10 protein-coding genes and 1 tRNA gene are annotated in these 15305 nt (G+C 37.9%); 5 read left to right on the top strand and 6 right to left on the bottom strand.

Annotation, left to right across the window (positions count from 1 at the left end):
• The first annotated feature begins 26 nt into the window (after window positions 1-26).
• The 3 genes from MT390_RS09480 (at window position 27) to bamJ (ending at window position 5064) form a co-directional block, all read left to right on the top strand.
• Window positions 27-1106: an efflux RND transporter periplasmic adaptor subunit gene (locus MT390_RS09480; protein ID WP_499440821.1), complete on the top strand. Its 1080-nt coding sequence runs from the start codon at window positions 27-29 to the stop codon at window positions 1104-1106.
• Entirely contained in the window at window positions 1106-4222 is a 3117-nt protein-coding gene (locus MT390_RS09475; RefSeq protein WP_499440820.1) for a multidrug efflux RND transporter permease subunit, read from the top strand. Before MT390_RS09480 ends, MT390_RS09475 begins: the two co-directional genes overlap by 1 nt.
• Window positions 4223-4593: 371 nt before the next feature.
• A complete protein-coding gene (gene bamJ / locus MT390_RS09470) occupies window positions 4594-5064 on the top strand; it encodes a BamJ family beta-barrel-assembly machinery protein (protein ID WP_499440819.1) in 471 nt (156 codons plus the stop codon).
• A 212-nt stretch (window positions 5065-5276) separates the two neighbouring features.
• Here bamJ and MT390_RS09465 read toward each other — a convergent pair whose 3' ends face one another.
• From MT390_RS09465 to MT390_RS09455, 3 genes are all read right to left on the bottom strand, one after another.
• Window positions 5277-6644: an L-serine ammonia-lyase gene (locus MT390_RS09465; protein ID WP_166372335.1), complete on the bottom strand. Its 1368-nt coding sequence runs from the start codon at window positions 6642-6644 to the stop codon at window positions 5277-5279.
• A 71-nt stretch (window positions 6645-6715) separates the two neighbouring features.
• Window positions 6716-7372: a DUF1007 family protein gene (locus MT390_RS09460; RefSeq protein WP_499440818.1), complete on the bottom strand. Its 657-nt coding sequence runs from the start codon at window positions 7370-7372 to the stop codon at window positions 6716-6718.
• A gap of 159 nt (window positions 7373-7531) precedes the next feature.
• Window positions 7532-7915: a DUF2750 domain-containing protein gene (locus tag MT390_RS09455; RefSeq protein WP_499440816.1), complete on the bottom strand. Its 384-nt coding sequence runs from the start codon at window positions 7913-7915 to the stop codon at window positions 7532-7534.
• 583 nt (window positions 7916-8498) lie between these two features.
• Between MT390_RS09455 and MT390_RS09450 the strand changes: the two genes are divergently transcribed.
• On the top strand, window positions 8499-10145 hold the full coding sequence (locus MT390_RS09450) for a sensor domain-containing diguanylate cyclase (RefSeq protein WP_499440815.1): 1647 nt from the start codon (window positions 8499-8501) through the stop codon (window positions 10143-10145).
• A gap of 462 nt (window positions 10146-10607) precedes the next feature.
• Complete coding sequence (locus MT390_RS09445) at window positions 10608-10766, top strand: YqaE/Pmp3 family membrane protein (RefSeq protein ID WP_166372339.1); 159 nt, start codon at window positions 10608-10610, stop codon at window positions 10764-10766.
• 601 nt (window positions 10767-11367) lie between these two features.
• Here the strand turns inward: MT390_RS09445 and MT390_RS09440 are convergent.
• The 3 genes from MT390_RS09440 to dnaG form a co-directional block, all read right to left on the bottom strand.
• A tRNA-Ile gene (locus MT390_RS09440) sits at window positions 11368-11444 on the bottom strand.
• Between the two features lie 130 nt (window positions 11445-11574).
• Window positions 11575-13419 (bottom strand): RNA polymerase sigma factor RpoD, encoded by a 1845-nt coding sequence (gene rpoD, locus MT390_RS09435; RefSeq protein WP_205963082.1) that lies wholly within the window; start codon window positions 13417-13419, stop codon window positions 11575-11577.
• Between the two features lie 95 nt (window positions 13420-13514).
• Window positions 13515-15263, bottom strand: a complete 1749-nt coding sequence (gene dnaG, locus MT390_RS09430) for a DNA primase (RefSeq protein WP_499440814.1) — start codon at window positions 15261-15263, stop codon at window positions 13515-13517.
• Window positions 15264-15305: the final 42 nt, after the last annotated feature.

The following is a 15305-nucleotide window of genomic DNA, read 5'->3' as shown; positions in this document are numbered from 1 at the left end:
AACCATATCTACTAGAAGATCAAATAATGAATAAATCAAAGAAGGTTTTTATTTTTGCGGGGCTATTATTGAGTGTCGTTAGCAGTTTAGCTTCTGCTCGTGGTCCAGCACCCGCTGTACCTGTTCATAGTGATGTGGTTGCGATGCATGAAGTTGCTCAATCCTTAACCCTGATCGGTAAGTTACAAGCCGAACAATTTGTTAGCATTGCCTCAGAAGTGACAGCCAAAGTCACGCGGATAGCGGTAGAAGCAAACCAAACAGTAAAAAAAGGGCAACTACTTATTCAATTAGATGATGCTAAAGCAAAAGCTTTATTGGCTGAAGCTAGGGCTTATTTACGAGATGAACAAAGGAAGCTAAAAGATTTTCAGCGTTTAATAAAAAAGCAGGCCGTCACACAAACAGAATTTGATGGACAAGCCTCGGTAGTTGCAATTGCTAAAGCGCGTTTACTTGCAGCACAAGTTTTTGTTGATAATCACCGTCTTGTTGCCCCTTTCGCTGGCACCATCGGTTTACTGGACTTTAGTGAAGGTAAAACCGTAGCCATAGGTGAAACGTTACTGACCTTAGATGACCTCTCTGAAATGACTTTAGATTTACCTGTCCCTGAGCGTTATTTATCTATGGTCGAAATTGGTATGGATGTTTCAGCTATTAGCCGTGCGTGGTCCGATACTTCGTTTATAGGTAAAGTAGCCGCTGTTGATTCGCGTATCAATCCTGACACCTTGAACCTACGTGTTCGTTTGCTTTTCGATAATAAAAGTCAACAATTAAAGCCCGGTATGATGATGAAGTCTCAGCTGGTGTTTGCCGCTGTTAATGAGCCTATTATTGAAGTGCAATCGCTGGAGTACTCAGGTACTAAACGCTTTGTGTATGTGATTGGTGATGATAATAAAGTACAACGTAGAGAGGTGACCCTCGGTGCGCGTATCGGTGACCAAGCTTTAATTGAATCAGGTTTGGAAATTGGAGAGCGTATTGTCGTGCAAGGTTTGGTGAATATGCGTGATGGTCTAGTCATCAATGATTTAGGTAAAGAAGGTTCAGCAGCAGATGTTAATGCGAAAGCAAAGACTGACAAGGACCGTAAATAATGTGGCTATCAGATGTGTCGGTAAAACGACCGGTAATGGCAATAGTATTAAGCTTATTGCTGTGTGTATTTGGTGCAGTTTCTTTTAGTAAGCTCTCTGTTCGTGAAATGCCGGATATAGAAAGCCCGGTTGTATCGGTCATGACTCGTTATGAAGGAGCAAGTGCAACCATCATGGAGAGTCAGGTTACTGCTGTTATTGAAGATCAAATTACAGGTATTAGCGGTATTGATGACATTGAGTCAGTTACTCGAAATGGTATGTCACGTATCACGGTGACATTTGATTTAGGTTGGGACTTAACCGAAGGCGTTAGCGATATTCGTGATGCAGTAGCTAAAGCAGAACGAAGTTTACCCGATGAAGCCGATGAGCCTATTGTTTCTAAAAACAACGGTTCAGGTGAGCCTTCCCTTTATATTAATCTCAACTCGACAACCATGGATAGGACTCAACTTACCGATTATGCAGATCGTATTTTGGTAGACCGATTTAGTTTGATCAGCGGTGTGAGTTCAGTGGATTTATCGGGTGGCTTATACAAGGTCATGTATGTGAAGTTATATCCAGACATGATGGCTGGCCGATCTGTGACCACAAATGACATTGTTAATGCATTACAAACCGAAAATGTTGAAAATCCTGGAGGTGAAGTACGCAATGACACCACGGTGATGTCAGTTAGAACAGCACGCTTATATGCGGAACCTCAAGATTTTGATTATTTAGTGGTTCGGACTGCCAATGATGGGACTCCTATTTATTTAAAAGATGTCGCAAAAGTCTATGTAGGAGCTGAAAATGAAAACTCTGCCTTCAAAAGTAATGGAGTGGTTAATCTAAGCTTAGGTATTGTTGCCCAATCCGATGCTAACCCATTACAAGTTGCTGCTGCTGTGCGCAAAGAAGTGGATAATATTCAACAGTTTTTACCTGAAAATACGACCTTGTTAGTGGATTATGATTCGACTGTATTTATCGAGCGTTCTATTGAAGAGGTTTATAACACCTTAATGATCACTGGTGGGCTGGTGATCTTGGTCTTGTATATTTTTATTGGTCAAGCAAGGGCCACCATCATTCCTGCCATTACAGTACCTGTATCGTTAATTTCCGCTTTTATTGCAGCCTATTATTTCGGATTCTCCATCAATTTAATTACCTTAATGGCGCTAATTTTATCGATAGGGCTGGTGGTTGATGATGCGATCGTGGTGGTTGAGAATATTTTCCACCACCTTGAAAAAGGGGAAAAACCCTTGATGGCTGCTTATAAGGGCGCCAGAGAAGTTGGTTTTGCTGTTATCGCGACCACTATGGTGTTGGTGATGGTTTTTTTACCTATCTCCTTTATGGACGGCATGGTAGGACTATTATTTACTGAGTTTTCAGTATTACTCGCCATGTCGGTTATTTTCTCATCCTTTATTGCCTTAACATTAACGCCCGTATTAGCGAGTAAAATGTTAAAAGAGCATCAACAACAAAACCGTTTTAACCGTTGGGTGGATAAACAGTTTTCACGCTTAGAAAGTGTTTATCGTGGTGGTTTAGTCTATGCAATGAAATTGCGTTTAGCGGCCCCCTTAGTTATTTTGGCTTGTATTGCGGGGAGTTACTTTTTAATGCAACAAATTCCTTCACAATTAGCGCCTAAGGAAGATAGAGGGGTGATCTTCGCTTTTGTGAAAGGAGCCGAAGGCACTAGTTTTAACCGTATGTCGGCTAATATGGATTTAGTACAAGCGCGTTTGATGCCACTACTAGGTCAAGGTGTGATCAAGTCTTTTAGTACTCAAGCGCCGGCATTTGGTGGTAACGCGGGGGACCAAACCGGTTTCGTTATTATGATTTTAGAAGACTGGAATGAGCGAAGTGTATCGGCCAATCAAGCGCTTGGTTTGGTTAATAAAGCATTAAAAAATCTACCTGATATTAAAGTGCGTCCATTATTACCAGGTTTCAGAGGAGGTTCTGGTGACCAAGTTGAGTTTGTACTTGGTGGTTCCGATTACCCTGAGCTAGCCAAGTATGCCGAGCTATTAAGGCAACATGCTGAAGCAGATGGCATACTCATTAATGGTGATTTAGATTATTCAGAAAAAACACCTGAATTAGTGGTGACCTTAGACAAACAAAGATCGGCGGAATTAGGAGTGAGTTTGGATGAACTATCTCAAACCTTAGAAGTGATGCTCGGAGGTCGTAGTGAAACCACTTATATCGATCGCGGTGAAGAATATGATGTTTATTTACGCGGTGATGAAAACAGCTTCAATAATGTCAGTGATTTAAGTCAGATTTATATGCGCACCAATCGTGGTGAATTGATCACTTTAGATACTATTGCTGATATCGAAGAGGTGGCTTCCGCCAACCGTTTGTCTCATTACAATAAACAAAAATCAATTACCTTAGGCGGAAGTGCCGCAGAAGGGAAGTCTTTGGGGCAAGTATTAGATTACCTGGACGCAAAAGCAATAGAGTTACTGCCAAGTGACATTTCAGTCTCGTATAATGGTGAGTCGAAAGAATACAAAGAAAACCGTAGTAGCGTGTTAATTGTATTTGGACTTGCTTTATTGGTGGCCTATTTAGTGCTAGCTGCTCAATTTGAAAGCTTTATCAACCCCTTAGTGGTCATGTTAACCGTACCGATGGGGGTGTTGGGTGGCTTTATTGGTATGGTTGTGATGAGTCAGGGATTAAATATCTACAGTCAAATTGGCATGATCATGTTGATTGGTATGGTAACAAAAAATGGTATTTTGATTGTTGAATTTGCTAATCAATTACGTGATAGAGGCGCTGCGCTAGAAGTTGCGATCATTGATGCCTCTGCACGTCGTTTACGACCTATTTTGATGACTGCGTTCACTACGCTGGCGGGTTCAATTCCACTCATTATATCTTCTGGTGCAGGCTCTGAGAGTCGAATCGCAGTTGGGACGGTGGTGTTTTTTGGAATGGCGTTTGCGACCATGGTGACCTTGTTTGTTATTCCAGCTATGTACCGTTTAATCTCCGGTAATACACATTCACCGGGTTACGTAGAAAAACAACTTAATGAAGAGCTAAGATTGAATGCAATGGAAACAACAAAGAGCAGAAATTAAACGTATTATTTCGACTCTCTATTAAGTTAAATGCTTGATGCGTTGAAAAATTAACGTAATAAAGCAGTGAGAAAATTAGTTTTCTCACTGCTTTCCGATATTCATGACTGTTTAGAGCTTATTCATTCTCTATCTATTATCCACTGTCTGTTTATTTTCAGCGGTCCTTTTCCCTTTTATGTCTCATTACTGAACTGCCGCATAATAAGCTTTCAGCTAAGCTCCATGCCCTGTTTTTTTATGGTTGCTATGATTAGAGCGGTATCTGTGACCGGTATTGTGCGTGTATCTTAAATTAGAGTTAAATAAACCAGTAAAATTTAGTACAGTCAGTACTTCATTTTATATTTTTACAAATTCAGGAAGTTAGTATGATTAAATTTATTCTTATTGCGTTAATTCTAGTCGTCGCATTTTTTATTTTTCAATCTATGAACGCAGGTAAAAATGCGCCAGAAAATATTGCTAAAGGAGAGGTGTTTTTAACTGAAAATGCAACTAAAGAAGGGGTGATGGTGACGGATTCCGGTCTGCAATATGAGATATTAGAAAAAGGCGAAGGGACAGTACACCCAACCGCAAAAAGTAACGTACAAGTTCATTATCATGGCACATTGCTTGACGGTACGGTTTTTGACAGCTCAGTAGACCGTGGTGAGCCTATTTCTTTTGGTTTGCATCAAGTTATTCCAGGTTGGACGGAAGGTGTTCAATTGATGGTGGAAGGGGATAAATTCCGTTTCTTCATCCCGAGTAAGCTTGCTTATGGCAATCGCAGTGCAGGTAAAATCACCCCCGGGTCATTATTGATTTTTGATGTTGAGTTATTAAAAATAAACTAATATAGCGATGTATTGAATAAAGCCATTTATTAAATAAAACCATTTTTTAAATAAAACCATTTTTTAAATAAAACATGTATGGAGTGAAAAGTGTGTTGATTGGCTTATAACGACTTCTAGATAATAACAACCTCTTAATTGTAAGAGGTTGTTATTCATTAGCTAATGTCGGTTAACAGAAAAGAAATCAGTGTCAGTTAATAGATAATAACTTATTCGCAAGGCGGCGCTAGGTGAATCACAGCCAATCCACCCTGTGATGTTTCACGGTATTTTTTATTCATATCTTTACCAGTTTGAAACATAGTAGCGATCACTTTATCTAACGAAATGAGTGATTTACTATTACGTTTTAAGGCCATTCTAGAGGCATTAATCGCTTTCATTGCACCCATTGCATTACGCTCTATACAGGGGATTTGTACTAGTCCACCGATCGGGTCACAGGTCATACCTAGTGAATGCTCCATTGCTATTTCAGCGGCAATGCAAATTTGCTCATTACTACCGCCTCGAATTGCTGTTAAACCTGCTGCTGCCATTGATGATGAAACGCCAATTTCACCTTGGCAACCTACTTCTGCCCCTGAAATAGAAGCATTCATTTTATATAGCATTCCAATCGCTGCTGATACGGCTAAAAAGTCCTTTAATTTCGCTGTATCAATTTCACGTATGTATTTGTTGTAATACATTAAGACTGAAGGGATAACTCCTGCTGCACCATTGGTCGGGGATGTGACCACTTGCCCGCCAGCTGCATTTTCTTCACTAACCGCAAAGGCATACAGGTTAACCCAATCTAAAATACTCATTGGGTCGTTATCAATCCCTTCACTAGATTGTAGTGTTTTTAATAAAGCGGGTGCTCGGCGCACAACCTGTAAACCACCTTCTAGGATGCCTTCTGTTTTCAGGCCTCGCTCCAGACATAGTGAGATCACTTTCCATATCTTCTCAGCCGTTTCATCGAGTTGTTGCTCACTGCAAAAACTAAGCTCATTCTTTAATACCAAGCCACCAATGCTTAATCCATTTCGGTCTGCTTGGTTGAGTAAGCTTTCTGCTGAATTAAAAGGGTAAGGTACGCTATTTTTAGGTGTTTTAACGGGGTTTAATAATTGCTCTTCTGTGCTGATAAACCCGCCACCGGTTGAGTAATAAGTGTGAGAGTCGATTTGTTTATCTTGCTCATAAGCCATCAAACGCATTCCATTTTCATGCAATGGCAAGCTTTCACGTTTAAACTCAATATCAATCTCTGGATTAAATGCAATGCTCTGTGTATTTAAAAACGGCAGCATGTTTGTTTCTGCAATTTCCTTTAATAATTTATTGGCAGTATTGGTTTTTACTGTATCTGGTTTAAAGCCCATTAAACCTAACATGATAGCTCTATCTGTATGGTGCCCCTTGCCCGTTAACGACAAAGATCCATACAGTTCAATTTTAATACTGGTAATACGTTCTATATTTTCTTGGTTAGCAGTGGCAAACAGATAAGCGGCTAGCATAGGGCCACTGGTATGTGAGCTCGACGGCCCAATACCTATTTTATAAATATCAAAAATTGAAAGCATAGTTACTTCCTAATGGTAGAAAAATCTGTAAATGGGAGAGAAGGGGGATTTGCTACCCCTCCATATATTCATTAGTCGCAGTGTAACTGGAACTGCTGAGAAAAGAGTTGTCCGAGTGCATTATTGGGCGCTACGTCATCTGCTAAGGATAAAGTATAAGCACGTTGCGCATCTGAGGCTGTAGGTTCAAGTAATTTATATTTACAGTGTTTACTAATGTCTTCGGTGAGTTGAATATCCTGTGCCTCAAGCCATGACATATCAACAAAATAAGTTGAATCGTAAATAAACAGTTTAAAGTCTTTATTATTAAACGCGATAGGCTCAGATAAGGGAATATCAAAGGTTAGCACTAACTTGTCTTGATATTGTATTAGCTGAGGATAACGTGCTGTCTTGAACTTAATCGGCGTATTACCAACATAGAAATAGGTAAAATAATGTTCGTTATACATGTTATTGGTGACGCTGGTAGCTAATAACTGTAACGTATTATCGATATGTTCTGGGCTAATATCTTCACCCTGTAACATATAGTCTGATGTTTCTGCATCAAAAGTCCAAGTCATGTGTAAGGCGGTAATATGTGTTTTGTCACTTCCAATCGCTGTGTTTGTATCTACCCATGCGTGCGGGTGTGCAGACAAACTAGAAGAGAATGAAAGGCAAGCTAGCAGCAACCATTTAATGGGTAATAAATGTTTCAAGGTGTTTATTGTTCGGTTCATCTTGCTCTCATTCGACTTATTATTTATGCCTGCTTTAATCATATTTTCTATAAAGCATAGTAACGGGTATCAGTTTTCTTCAGTGTACTTTTGATAAAGCGCAATTGAAACTGTCATCAACTCAGCAACACATTAACAATTAATACACTTGTTAATTTTTTATTTTTTACTTTTAAGGTTAAGTTCATGTTCAAATTCATCAGGGAAGAAAATTAACCCTTTTAGAGCTTTGTCTGGGAAAACAACAATCGATAGTTCATCATCTTCTAAGCCTGGTGTCCAACGTTCACGCCACTTATTCAAGCTAATCGCTTCAGCCTTACAATGAGACCATTCTTCTGTCGCCCAGTCCTCAGCAAACTCCTTATTTGGCCATACCGGAACACAGTCTTCATCTTCTGTGTTGAGCATAACGCAACCATGTTCATCTATTAATAACCAAATTTGTTGTTGCTTGTTTACTTCTTTACATAAATATTGAAAGCGTTGTTGCTGGTCGAGTTTTAATATTTCAGTAATACGTGATGGAGGTAAATCACTCATGTGTTGTCCTATCTATTGCTTATTTAATTAACGATTAGCTTAAAGTAAATATTCTGATTTACTAGGGGAGTTTTACTATTACTTGAATTCAATAATAGAAAAAGATATTTGAGTGAGTATGTTTAGCTTTAACGCTGACGGTATTACTTACTGAATTAGTTTTAGGATTGATTATAAAATTACTGGTATCAATTCGATAGAATATTGGGCTCTAAAAAAGAGTGGAATGTTTCACTTTAAATGTAAATTTTTTATAAAATTTATTGACTTAATCTAATTATATTTACATAAAATGCTAATATAATACTTATTGTTGCAAGTATGTAAATTGTGCGTTACAACATTTAAAAAAGTGAATTGTAAGGTTTTAATACAAAGTATTAATCATATGTGATAAAAATTCATATTATTACTACTTTATCACTTTAATATTTATCATAATAAATGTTGAGTTCGTATATTATTAGTTTTTAGATTGAAATAGTTATCTGCTTTTTCTTTGTATAGTATTACAAATGATAATTGTTACCCATCTTTAAAGTTGATGTTTTTATCACCTTTAATAACCTCACCTAAGGTGATTATGTTTTATAGTATAAAAGCCAAAATGATTACTCTGTTTTCATTAGTGATGATTTGTTTCACTGCGTTATTGTTAGTGACTATTTTTATCAATCAACGAGAGAATGTACTGAATTTAGAACTCGAAAAATCCAGTGAAATCTCAAATATGCATGCCAATATATTGAGCCAAGAATTTGCTCAATATATTGCGATGTTAAAAATGCAAAGTGATGACTCGTTACTTAAAAAAAATGACCCAGATAAAATCAAGCAAACACTGCAACGTTTGATGAAAGTAGGTAATCGTAACTTTGTTAATGCTATTTACGTGGATCAAAATTTAAACTTAGTTGATGCTTCAGGCAATAAAAATAAAGTGACAAACCCTTTGTTTTTGAAAGGTGAAGAGTGGCAAAACAAACCCTATAACATCACAGTGCCTTCGGACACGTTATTTGAAAAAAAACCAGTGATAATCGTTGCCGTACCAGTGTTAAATGACCAGGATAAATGGCAAGGAACACTCGCCGTGGCTGTGCCACTAAAAACCATTATTGATAAATTATCATCAATCAAATTAGCAAATGGTAGTTATGCTTGGTTATCCGATTCCAATGATTTAGTGGTCGCACACCCTGCTCCTAGTGTAGTAATGAAAAGTCGTCTTTCAACCTCGGATAGCGCTACTTTCCCTGGGTTTTATAGAATAACAAGGCAAACCAAATCACAAAATAATGGTTATGGGCGTTATTACGATACACAATTACAAGAGTCTAAAATAGTTACTTTTTCTAAGATTAAGTATTTACCTGGGTGGAATTTATTTGTAACTACTCAAGAATCTGAAATTTTTCGAGGTATATACAGCATTGTATACAGTGCATTAACTATTTCAATTATCCTAATGATTGTTTTTTTGTTTATCATAAGCCAATTATCAAATAAGGTTACAGGTCCTATAGTGAGGCTAACTAAAGATGTAAAAGCGTCGGTAACCGCTAAAAGTAATTTTATACGTATTATTCATTCTAAAGATGAAATTGGCGCACTTTCTAAAGCGTTTCATCGCAGCCTTCAAAAAATTCATCATCATACCACTCAGCTGGAAGAGATGGTTAGAGAACGAACTAAAGAGATTTCATCTAAAAATATCTTGCTCAATGAACAGAATGATAAACTTGAAGTGCAAGTTTCTAAAGACTCATTGACTAATTTATATAATCGTCGTGCTTTTAATGCGTTAGTTGAAAAAGAGCTCTCGCGCGCTAAAAGACATCATGTAAGTATTGCATTAGCGGTCCTCGATCTTGATAACTTTAAAAATATTAACGACAAATATGGACATGACACGGGAGATAAGGTTCTGTGTCGCTTCGCCAATGAATTGACCACAAGCATGCGTAAAGAAGATCTTATCTGTCGATGGGGCGGCGAAGAGTTTGTAGTGTTATTATCGGCCTCTACTTCAGAGAAAGTCTATGAGCATATGGAAGAGGTGCGTGAAAGGGTCGCTACGATGGATTTTAGTCCTGCTCCTCAAGTTACTTTCAGTGCTGGCATGTCAACCTATAGGGAAGGTGAAAGCTTTACAGAGTGGTTTAAACGCGCTGATAAGGCGCTTTATAAAGCCAAAGACAATGGAAGAAATCAAATTGTAAAAGTTTAGCTTTTAACTCCCATTAATTACAGTGATAGCAACAGTGATAGAAGAAGTGTGCTACTGGTTATATTGTGGGAGATAAGTTGGTTTTCCTTAATGCTAACATCATTCAATATCAGTCCTTTTTAACCCCTTAGTGTTTCTGAAAATATTATCTTCGTGGCATATCGAATAGTTCTAACTTAAATACTTTGAAGAATGAGTTTTAAGTGCTCTAACATTTTCTATAAGTAGATAAGTAAATTTTACAACTACCGAGAATTATTTTCTTGTTTGAAATCTTCAATTATTTCCCCTTATCATTATTTTATTCTAAAAATCAATTTAAGTCGTTTGAAATCAATGCTTTATGCTTGTGTTTTGTTTGGCTTAAATAATGGCGTGATGTTTGCTCAATAATTATTGAACAAGGTCAGTATTTGAATACTTACCCATTTTATTGGATTAAATAATTTTAAGGATTAAATCATGGATATTATTCGTATTATTTTCGCTATTTTACTACCGCCAGTAGGTGTGTTTTTACAAGTCGGATTTTCATGGACTCTTGTCCTTAACATATTACTGACAATACTTGGCTACATTCCCGGTATTGTCCATGCTATATGGGTTATCGCGAAAAAATAGCCTAATTAAACAATATAAATAGAACAATATAAATAGATAAAGCAGTAGGCCGTTAGATATGAATGGTAACAAGTAAAAAATGTACTTTTATCTAATGCCAGTCAGTTAATCATTGACTGGCATTTTTTTGCTGCTTTTATTTACATACCTTTTATGGTGCGTTTTCCAAGCGAAAATCAATCGTTGTTGGAAGCTAATTTCATTTTTTCGAGCTTTTTAAGCGAATAATTTGATCTCGAGCGATCACCTTGCGAGTGACCTCAAACTACTTTCTTTTTTCAGAGGCGCTGTTAATGATGCTCGATCCATTGCTTTGTCATTAATTCAATAACCGAAGTGAATAAAACCCTTTATAAAGTAGCGTAAGAGGATTGTTTGGTGTTGTGTCGATTAAATCAGCAAGTGAACCCATTCCATTCGTTGCCACTTTATCAAATGACGAGCTTGAGTTCTTATGCTGTAGATATTTTCATAGTGGCTAACTCCTTCAGAGTGAATATCAAAGAGTTAATCTATACCTGAAGTGGTTTTTGTTATTGGACCGTTGAGACAGGTATAAAAAAGCCGTAACAGAAATTAATCTATTACGGCTTTTAAAATATGGTGGCCCTTCCCCGACTCGAACGGGGGACCTGACGATTATGAGTCGTATGCTCTAACCAACTGAGCTAAAGGGCCTAAATTTGTGGGCTGATTATATAAGCTAGATTTTTACGTGTCTAGTCTATTACGTTTGATTGCTTATTTTATCAGCGTTAAAGGTCAGATTTATATAAGAAAACAGAACTATCTGACCTTTACCTAGTGTTTACTCGTCTAAGAAGCTACGAAGTTGTTCACTTCGGCTAGGATGACGAAGCTTACGTAGTGCTTTAGCTTCAATCTGACGAATACGTTCACGTGTTACATCAAACTGTTTACCTACTTCTTCTAACGTGTGGTCTGTATTCATATCAATACCAAAACGCATACGCAGTACTTTAGCTTCACGAGCTGTTAACCCTTCTAATACATCGTTAGTTGCATTTTTAAGGCTTTCGCTAGTTGCGCTATCAACAGGTAGTGCAATCGTTGTATCTTCAATGAAGTCACCTAGGTGTGAATCTTCATCATCACCAATTGGGGTTTCCATTGAGATTGGCTCTTTAGCAATTTTTAATACCTTACGAATTTTATCTTCAGGCATCATCATACGTTCAGCTAGCTCTTCTGGCTGTGGTTCACGGCCCATCTCTTGTAACATTTGACGCGAAATACGGTTAAGTTTGTTAATCGTTTCAATCATGTGTACAGGAATACGGATCGTACGCGCTTGGTCAGCAATAGAACGAGTGATTGCTTGGCGGATCCACCATGTAGCATAAGTTGAGAACTTGTAACCACGACGGTATTCAAATTTATCAACGGCTTTCATTAGACCGATATTACCTTCTTGGATTAAATCTAAGAACTGTAAACCACGGTTGGTGTATTTTTTAGCAATCGAGATAACTAGACGTAAGTTAGCTTCGACCATTTCTTTCTTAGCACGACGAGCTTTAGTTTCACCAATGCTCATTGCACGAGAAATTTCTTTCAAGTTAGCGATAGTTAGTGCACTTTCTACTTCGATTGCTAGCATTTTACGGATGCAACGCTCTAAATCTTCTACCGACTCTTTAATACCTTGAACATAAGGTTGATTGCCAGCGAGTACTTTCTCTAACCACGCACTGTTAGTTTCATTACCTTTGAAGATTTTAATGAATTCAGCTTTTGGCATTTTGCACTGTTCAACACAGATTTTTAATATTAAACGTTCTTGAACACGTGCAGCACTCATGTTGCCACGTATCAGTTTTACCATACGGTCAAACTGTTTTGGAATGAGTTTAAATTGTTGGAAATATTCAGCTTGTTCTTCAATCGCACTTAAGGTGTCCGCATGTTTACGGCCATTTTTTGTAATTGATTTTTCAACGATGTTGTTTAAACGACGTAGTTCAGTGAATTTTTCTGCCGCTTCTTCTGGACAAGGGCCTTTAGGACCTTCTTCCTCTTCTTCGTCATCTTCTTTGTCATCAGCATCGTCATCTAATTCAGCTTCCGATAATTCAGAACCGATATTGGTTGCACTAACCGCTTGTGTCATATCATCATTTGGATCAATAAAACCACTGATTAAATCAGTTAGTTTCATTTCTTCTGCTTCATAGCTATCGTAGTTATCTAATAGGTTACGAATGGTTGCTGGATATTCAGAAACAGAGTTCTGTACTTCTTTAATGCCTTCTTCGATACGTTTAGCGATAACAATCTCGCCTTCACGTGTCAGTAGTTCTACTGTACCCATTTCGCGCATGTACATACGAACAGGGTCGGTAGTACGGCCAATTTCTGACTCAACCGTTGCTAATACTTGTGCTGCGGCTTCTACCGCATCTTCATCCGGTTCATCGTTATCAGTGCCAGAAAGAATAAGATCATCAGCATCAGGAGCAGTTTCAACAACTCGGATACCCATGTCGTTGATCATCTGAATGATATCTTCAATTTGCTCTGACTCAACGATATCTTGCGGAAGGTGATCATTCACTTCTGCGAAGGTTAAGAAACCATTCTCTTTACCTTTAATGATCAGCTCTTTAAGCTGTGATTGAGGTGTTTGCGCCATAGGTACCATCCAAAATTAGTCGTGAAATGTGGTGTAAATGGGAAAAAATATAAGCGCTCGAGTATACGCTTAAAATGAATTTTATGCCAATCCCATTAATGTTGTTTTTGTTCTTTTAGAAGTTGAGCCAGCTGGACTGTTTCTTCTGTAGTTAAAATCTCACCTTGCCTTGATTTTTGTTTTAAAAACTCAATTCGTTGGGTCAGGTGTAATGATAAAAAATTATCTAATATGTCGAAAAATACTTGTTCGTATTTATCTTCTTGTACTTGGTTATTCCAAGTTGCTAAAGCAATTAGTTGCTTTTCTTGTGGCTGTTCGCGCCAATGTTCTAATAGTAGACCAGTAGAGAGATGGGGTGTGTCCCTACAAATTTCAAGTAGTGAATTTAAAAGAGTTAAGCCGGGTATTTGCATTTCTTTAAATTCAGGTATTTCATCTAACTGATAGGCCATTTGCGGATTCTGTAGTAGTAATGAAATAGCTAAACGCATTGGCGTTATTTTTTTTGATGTTGGTCTTTTTTCAAGTTTTGTTGGCGCGGGTAAAAGCTTTTTTAAGCCTTCTTTTTCAATGCCTAATAAGCTAATTAAACGCGTTTCCATCATCTGTCTAAATACAGAGTCAGGCAGTTTTTTTAATAACGGAATCGCTAGTTGTGCTAATTTAGATTTACTATCGGCACTACGCATATCAACTTGTGTTAGTAGATGTTGGTATAAAAAATCTGATAATGGCATTGCTTGGTCAACCAACTTTTCAAAAAATGCTTTGCCTTCTTTTTGTACTAGGCTATCTGGATCTTCACCGTCAGGCAAGAACATAAAGCGTAATGTTCGACCATCTTGAATAGAGGGTAGGGCATTTTCAAGGGCCCGCCATGCTGCGGTTCGTCCCGCGCTATCACCATCAAAACAACAAATAACTTCGCTGGTTTGTCTAAACAATAATTGAATATGATCTGGTGTGGTTGCCGTCCCTAAAGAAGCAACTGCATAGTGAATATCAAATTGTCCTAGCGCAACAACATCCATATAACCTTCAACGACTAAAATGCGTTTTACGTCTTTTTCATGTTGTTTAACTTGATACAAACCATAAAGTTCTTTGCCTTTATGGAAAATAGGGGTTTCCGGCGAATTTAAATATTTTGGTGTTGTATCATCAAAAACACGCCCACCAAAGCCGATTACTCGACCACGCCTATCTAGAATAGGGAACATTAAGCGATCGCGGAAACGGTCATAGCTACCACCGCTATCTTTACTGATCAGCATGCCAGCATCAATTAACTGTTGCTCTAATTGCTTGTTGATAGCGAATTTTTTACGTACTTCATCCCAACCATCGGGGGCATAACCGATTTGAAAATGTTTAGTTGTTTCACCCGACAAGCCTCTACTTTTTAAGTAGTTAATGACTTTTTCACTGTGTTTATGTGTACGTAATTGTTGTTGATAAAAGCGGGTTATGTCAGCCATCAGTTGATAAAGATCTTTTCTATCGACATAAGTGGTTGCTGGTTGAGTGTGCCCTGATTCTTCACGGGGTACTTCAATGGACAATTGCTCTGCGAGTACTTCTACGGCATCGACAAATTCAATTCCGTCGTAATCCATAAGGAAGGAAACGACATTACCGCTAACCCCACAATTAAAACAATGGTAAAACTGTTGATCTGGACTTACAGAGAAAGTTGAGTCGTTATTACCATTATGAAAGGGACAGCGTGCGCGGTAGCTTTTACCTTTTTTCTTCAATTTAAGACGGCTATCAATTACATCAACGATATCGGTGCGAGAAATCAGATCGTCAATGAAATTTTTGGGAATGCGGCCGGCCATTGTGAGTCCTATTGATAAAAGAGGCTAGTATACTCGTTGTGG

The sequence above is a fragment of the Vibrio sp. 2-Bac 85 genome, from assembly GCF_037546705.1.
Lineage (GTDB): Bacteria > Pseudomonadota > Gammaproteobacteria > Enterobacterales > Psychromonadaceae > Psychromonas.
Note: the sequence above shows the minus strand (reverse complement) of the source record. Positions and strands in the feature narration are given on the sequence as shown.

What these genes read in the sequence shown, in the direction of transcription:
- bamJ (WP_499440819.1), top strand. Translation starts at nt 4,594, where the DNA reads ATGATTAAATTTATTCTTATTGCGTTAATTCTAGTCGTCGCATTTTTT.
- MT390_RS09475 (WP_499440820.1), top strand. Translation starts at nt 1,106, where the DNA reads ATGTGGCTATCAGATGTGTCGGTAAAACGACCGGTAATGGCAATAGTA.
- MT390_RS09460 (WP_499440818.1), bottom strand. Translation starts at nt 7,372, where the DNA reads ATGAACCGAACAATAAACACCTTGAAACATTTATTACCCATTAAATGG.
- MT390_RS09480 (WP_499440821.1), top strand. Translation starts at nt 27, where the DNA reads ATGAATAAATCAAAGAAGGTTTTTATTTTTGCGGGGCTATTATTGAGT.
- MT390_RS09450 (WP_499440815.1), top strand. Translation starts at nt 8,499, where the DNA reads ATGTTTTATAGTATAAAAGCCAAAATGATTACTCTGTTTTCATTAGTG.
- MT390_RS09465 (WP_166372335.1), bottom strand. Translation starts at nt 6,644, where the DNA reads ATGCTTTCAATTTTTGATATTTATAAAATAGGTATTGGGCCGTCGAGC.
- dnaG (WP_499440814.1), bottom strand. Translation starts at nt 15,263, where the DNA reads ATGGCCGGCCGCATTCCCAAAAATTTCATTGACGATCTGATTTCTCGC.
- MT390_RS09445 (WP_166372339.1), top strand. Translation starts at nt 10,608, where the DNA reads ATGGATATTATTCGTATTATTTTCGCTATTTTACTACCGCCAGTAGGT.
- rpoD (WP_205963082.1), bottom strand. Translation starts at nt 13,419, where the DNA reads ATGGCGCAAACACCTCAATCACAGCTTAAAGAGCTGATCATTAAAGGT.
- MT390_RS09455 (WP_499440816.1), bottom strand. Translation starts at nt 7,915, where the DNA reads ATGAGTGATTTACCTCCATCACGTATTACTGAAATATTAAAACTCGAC.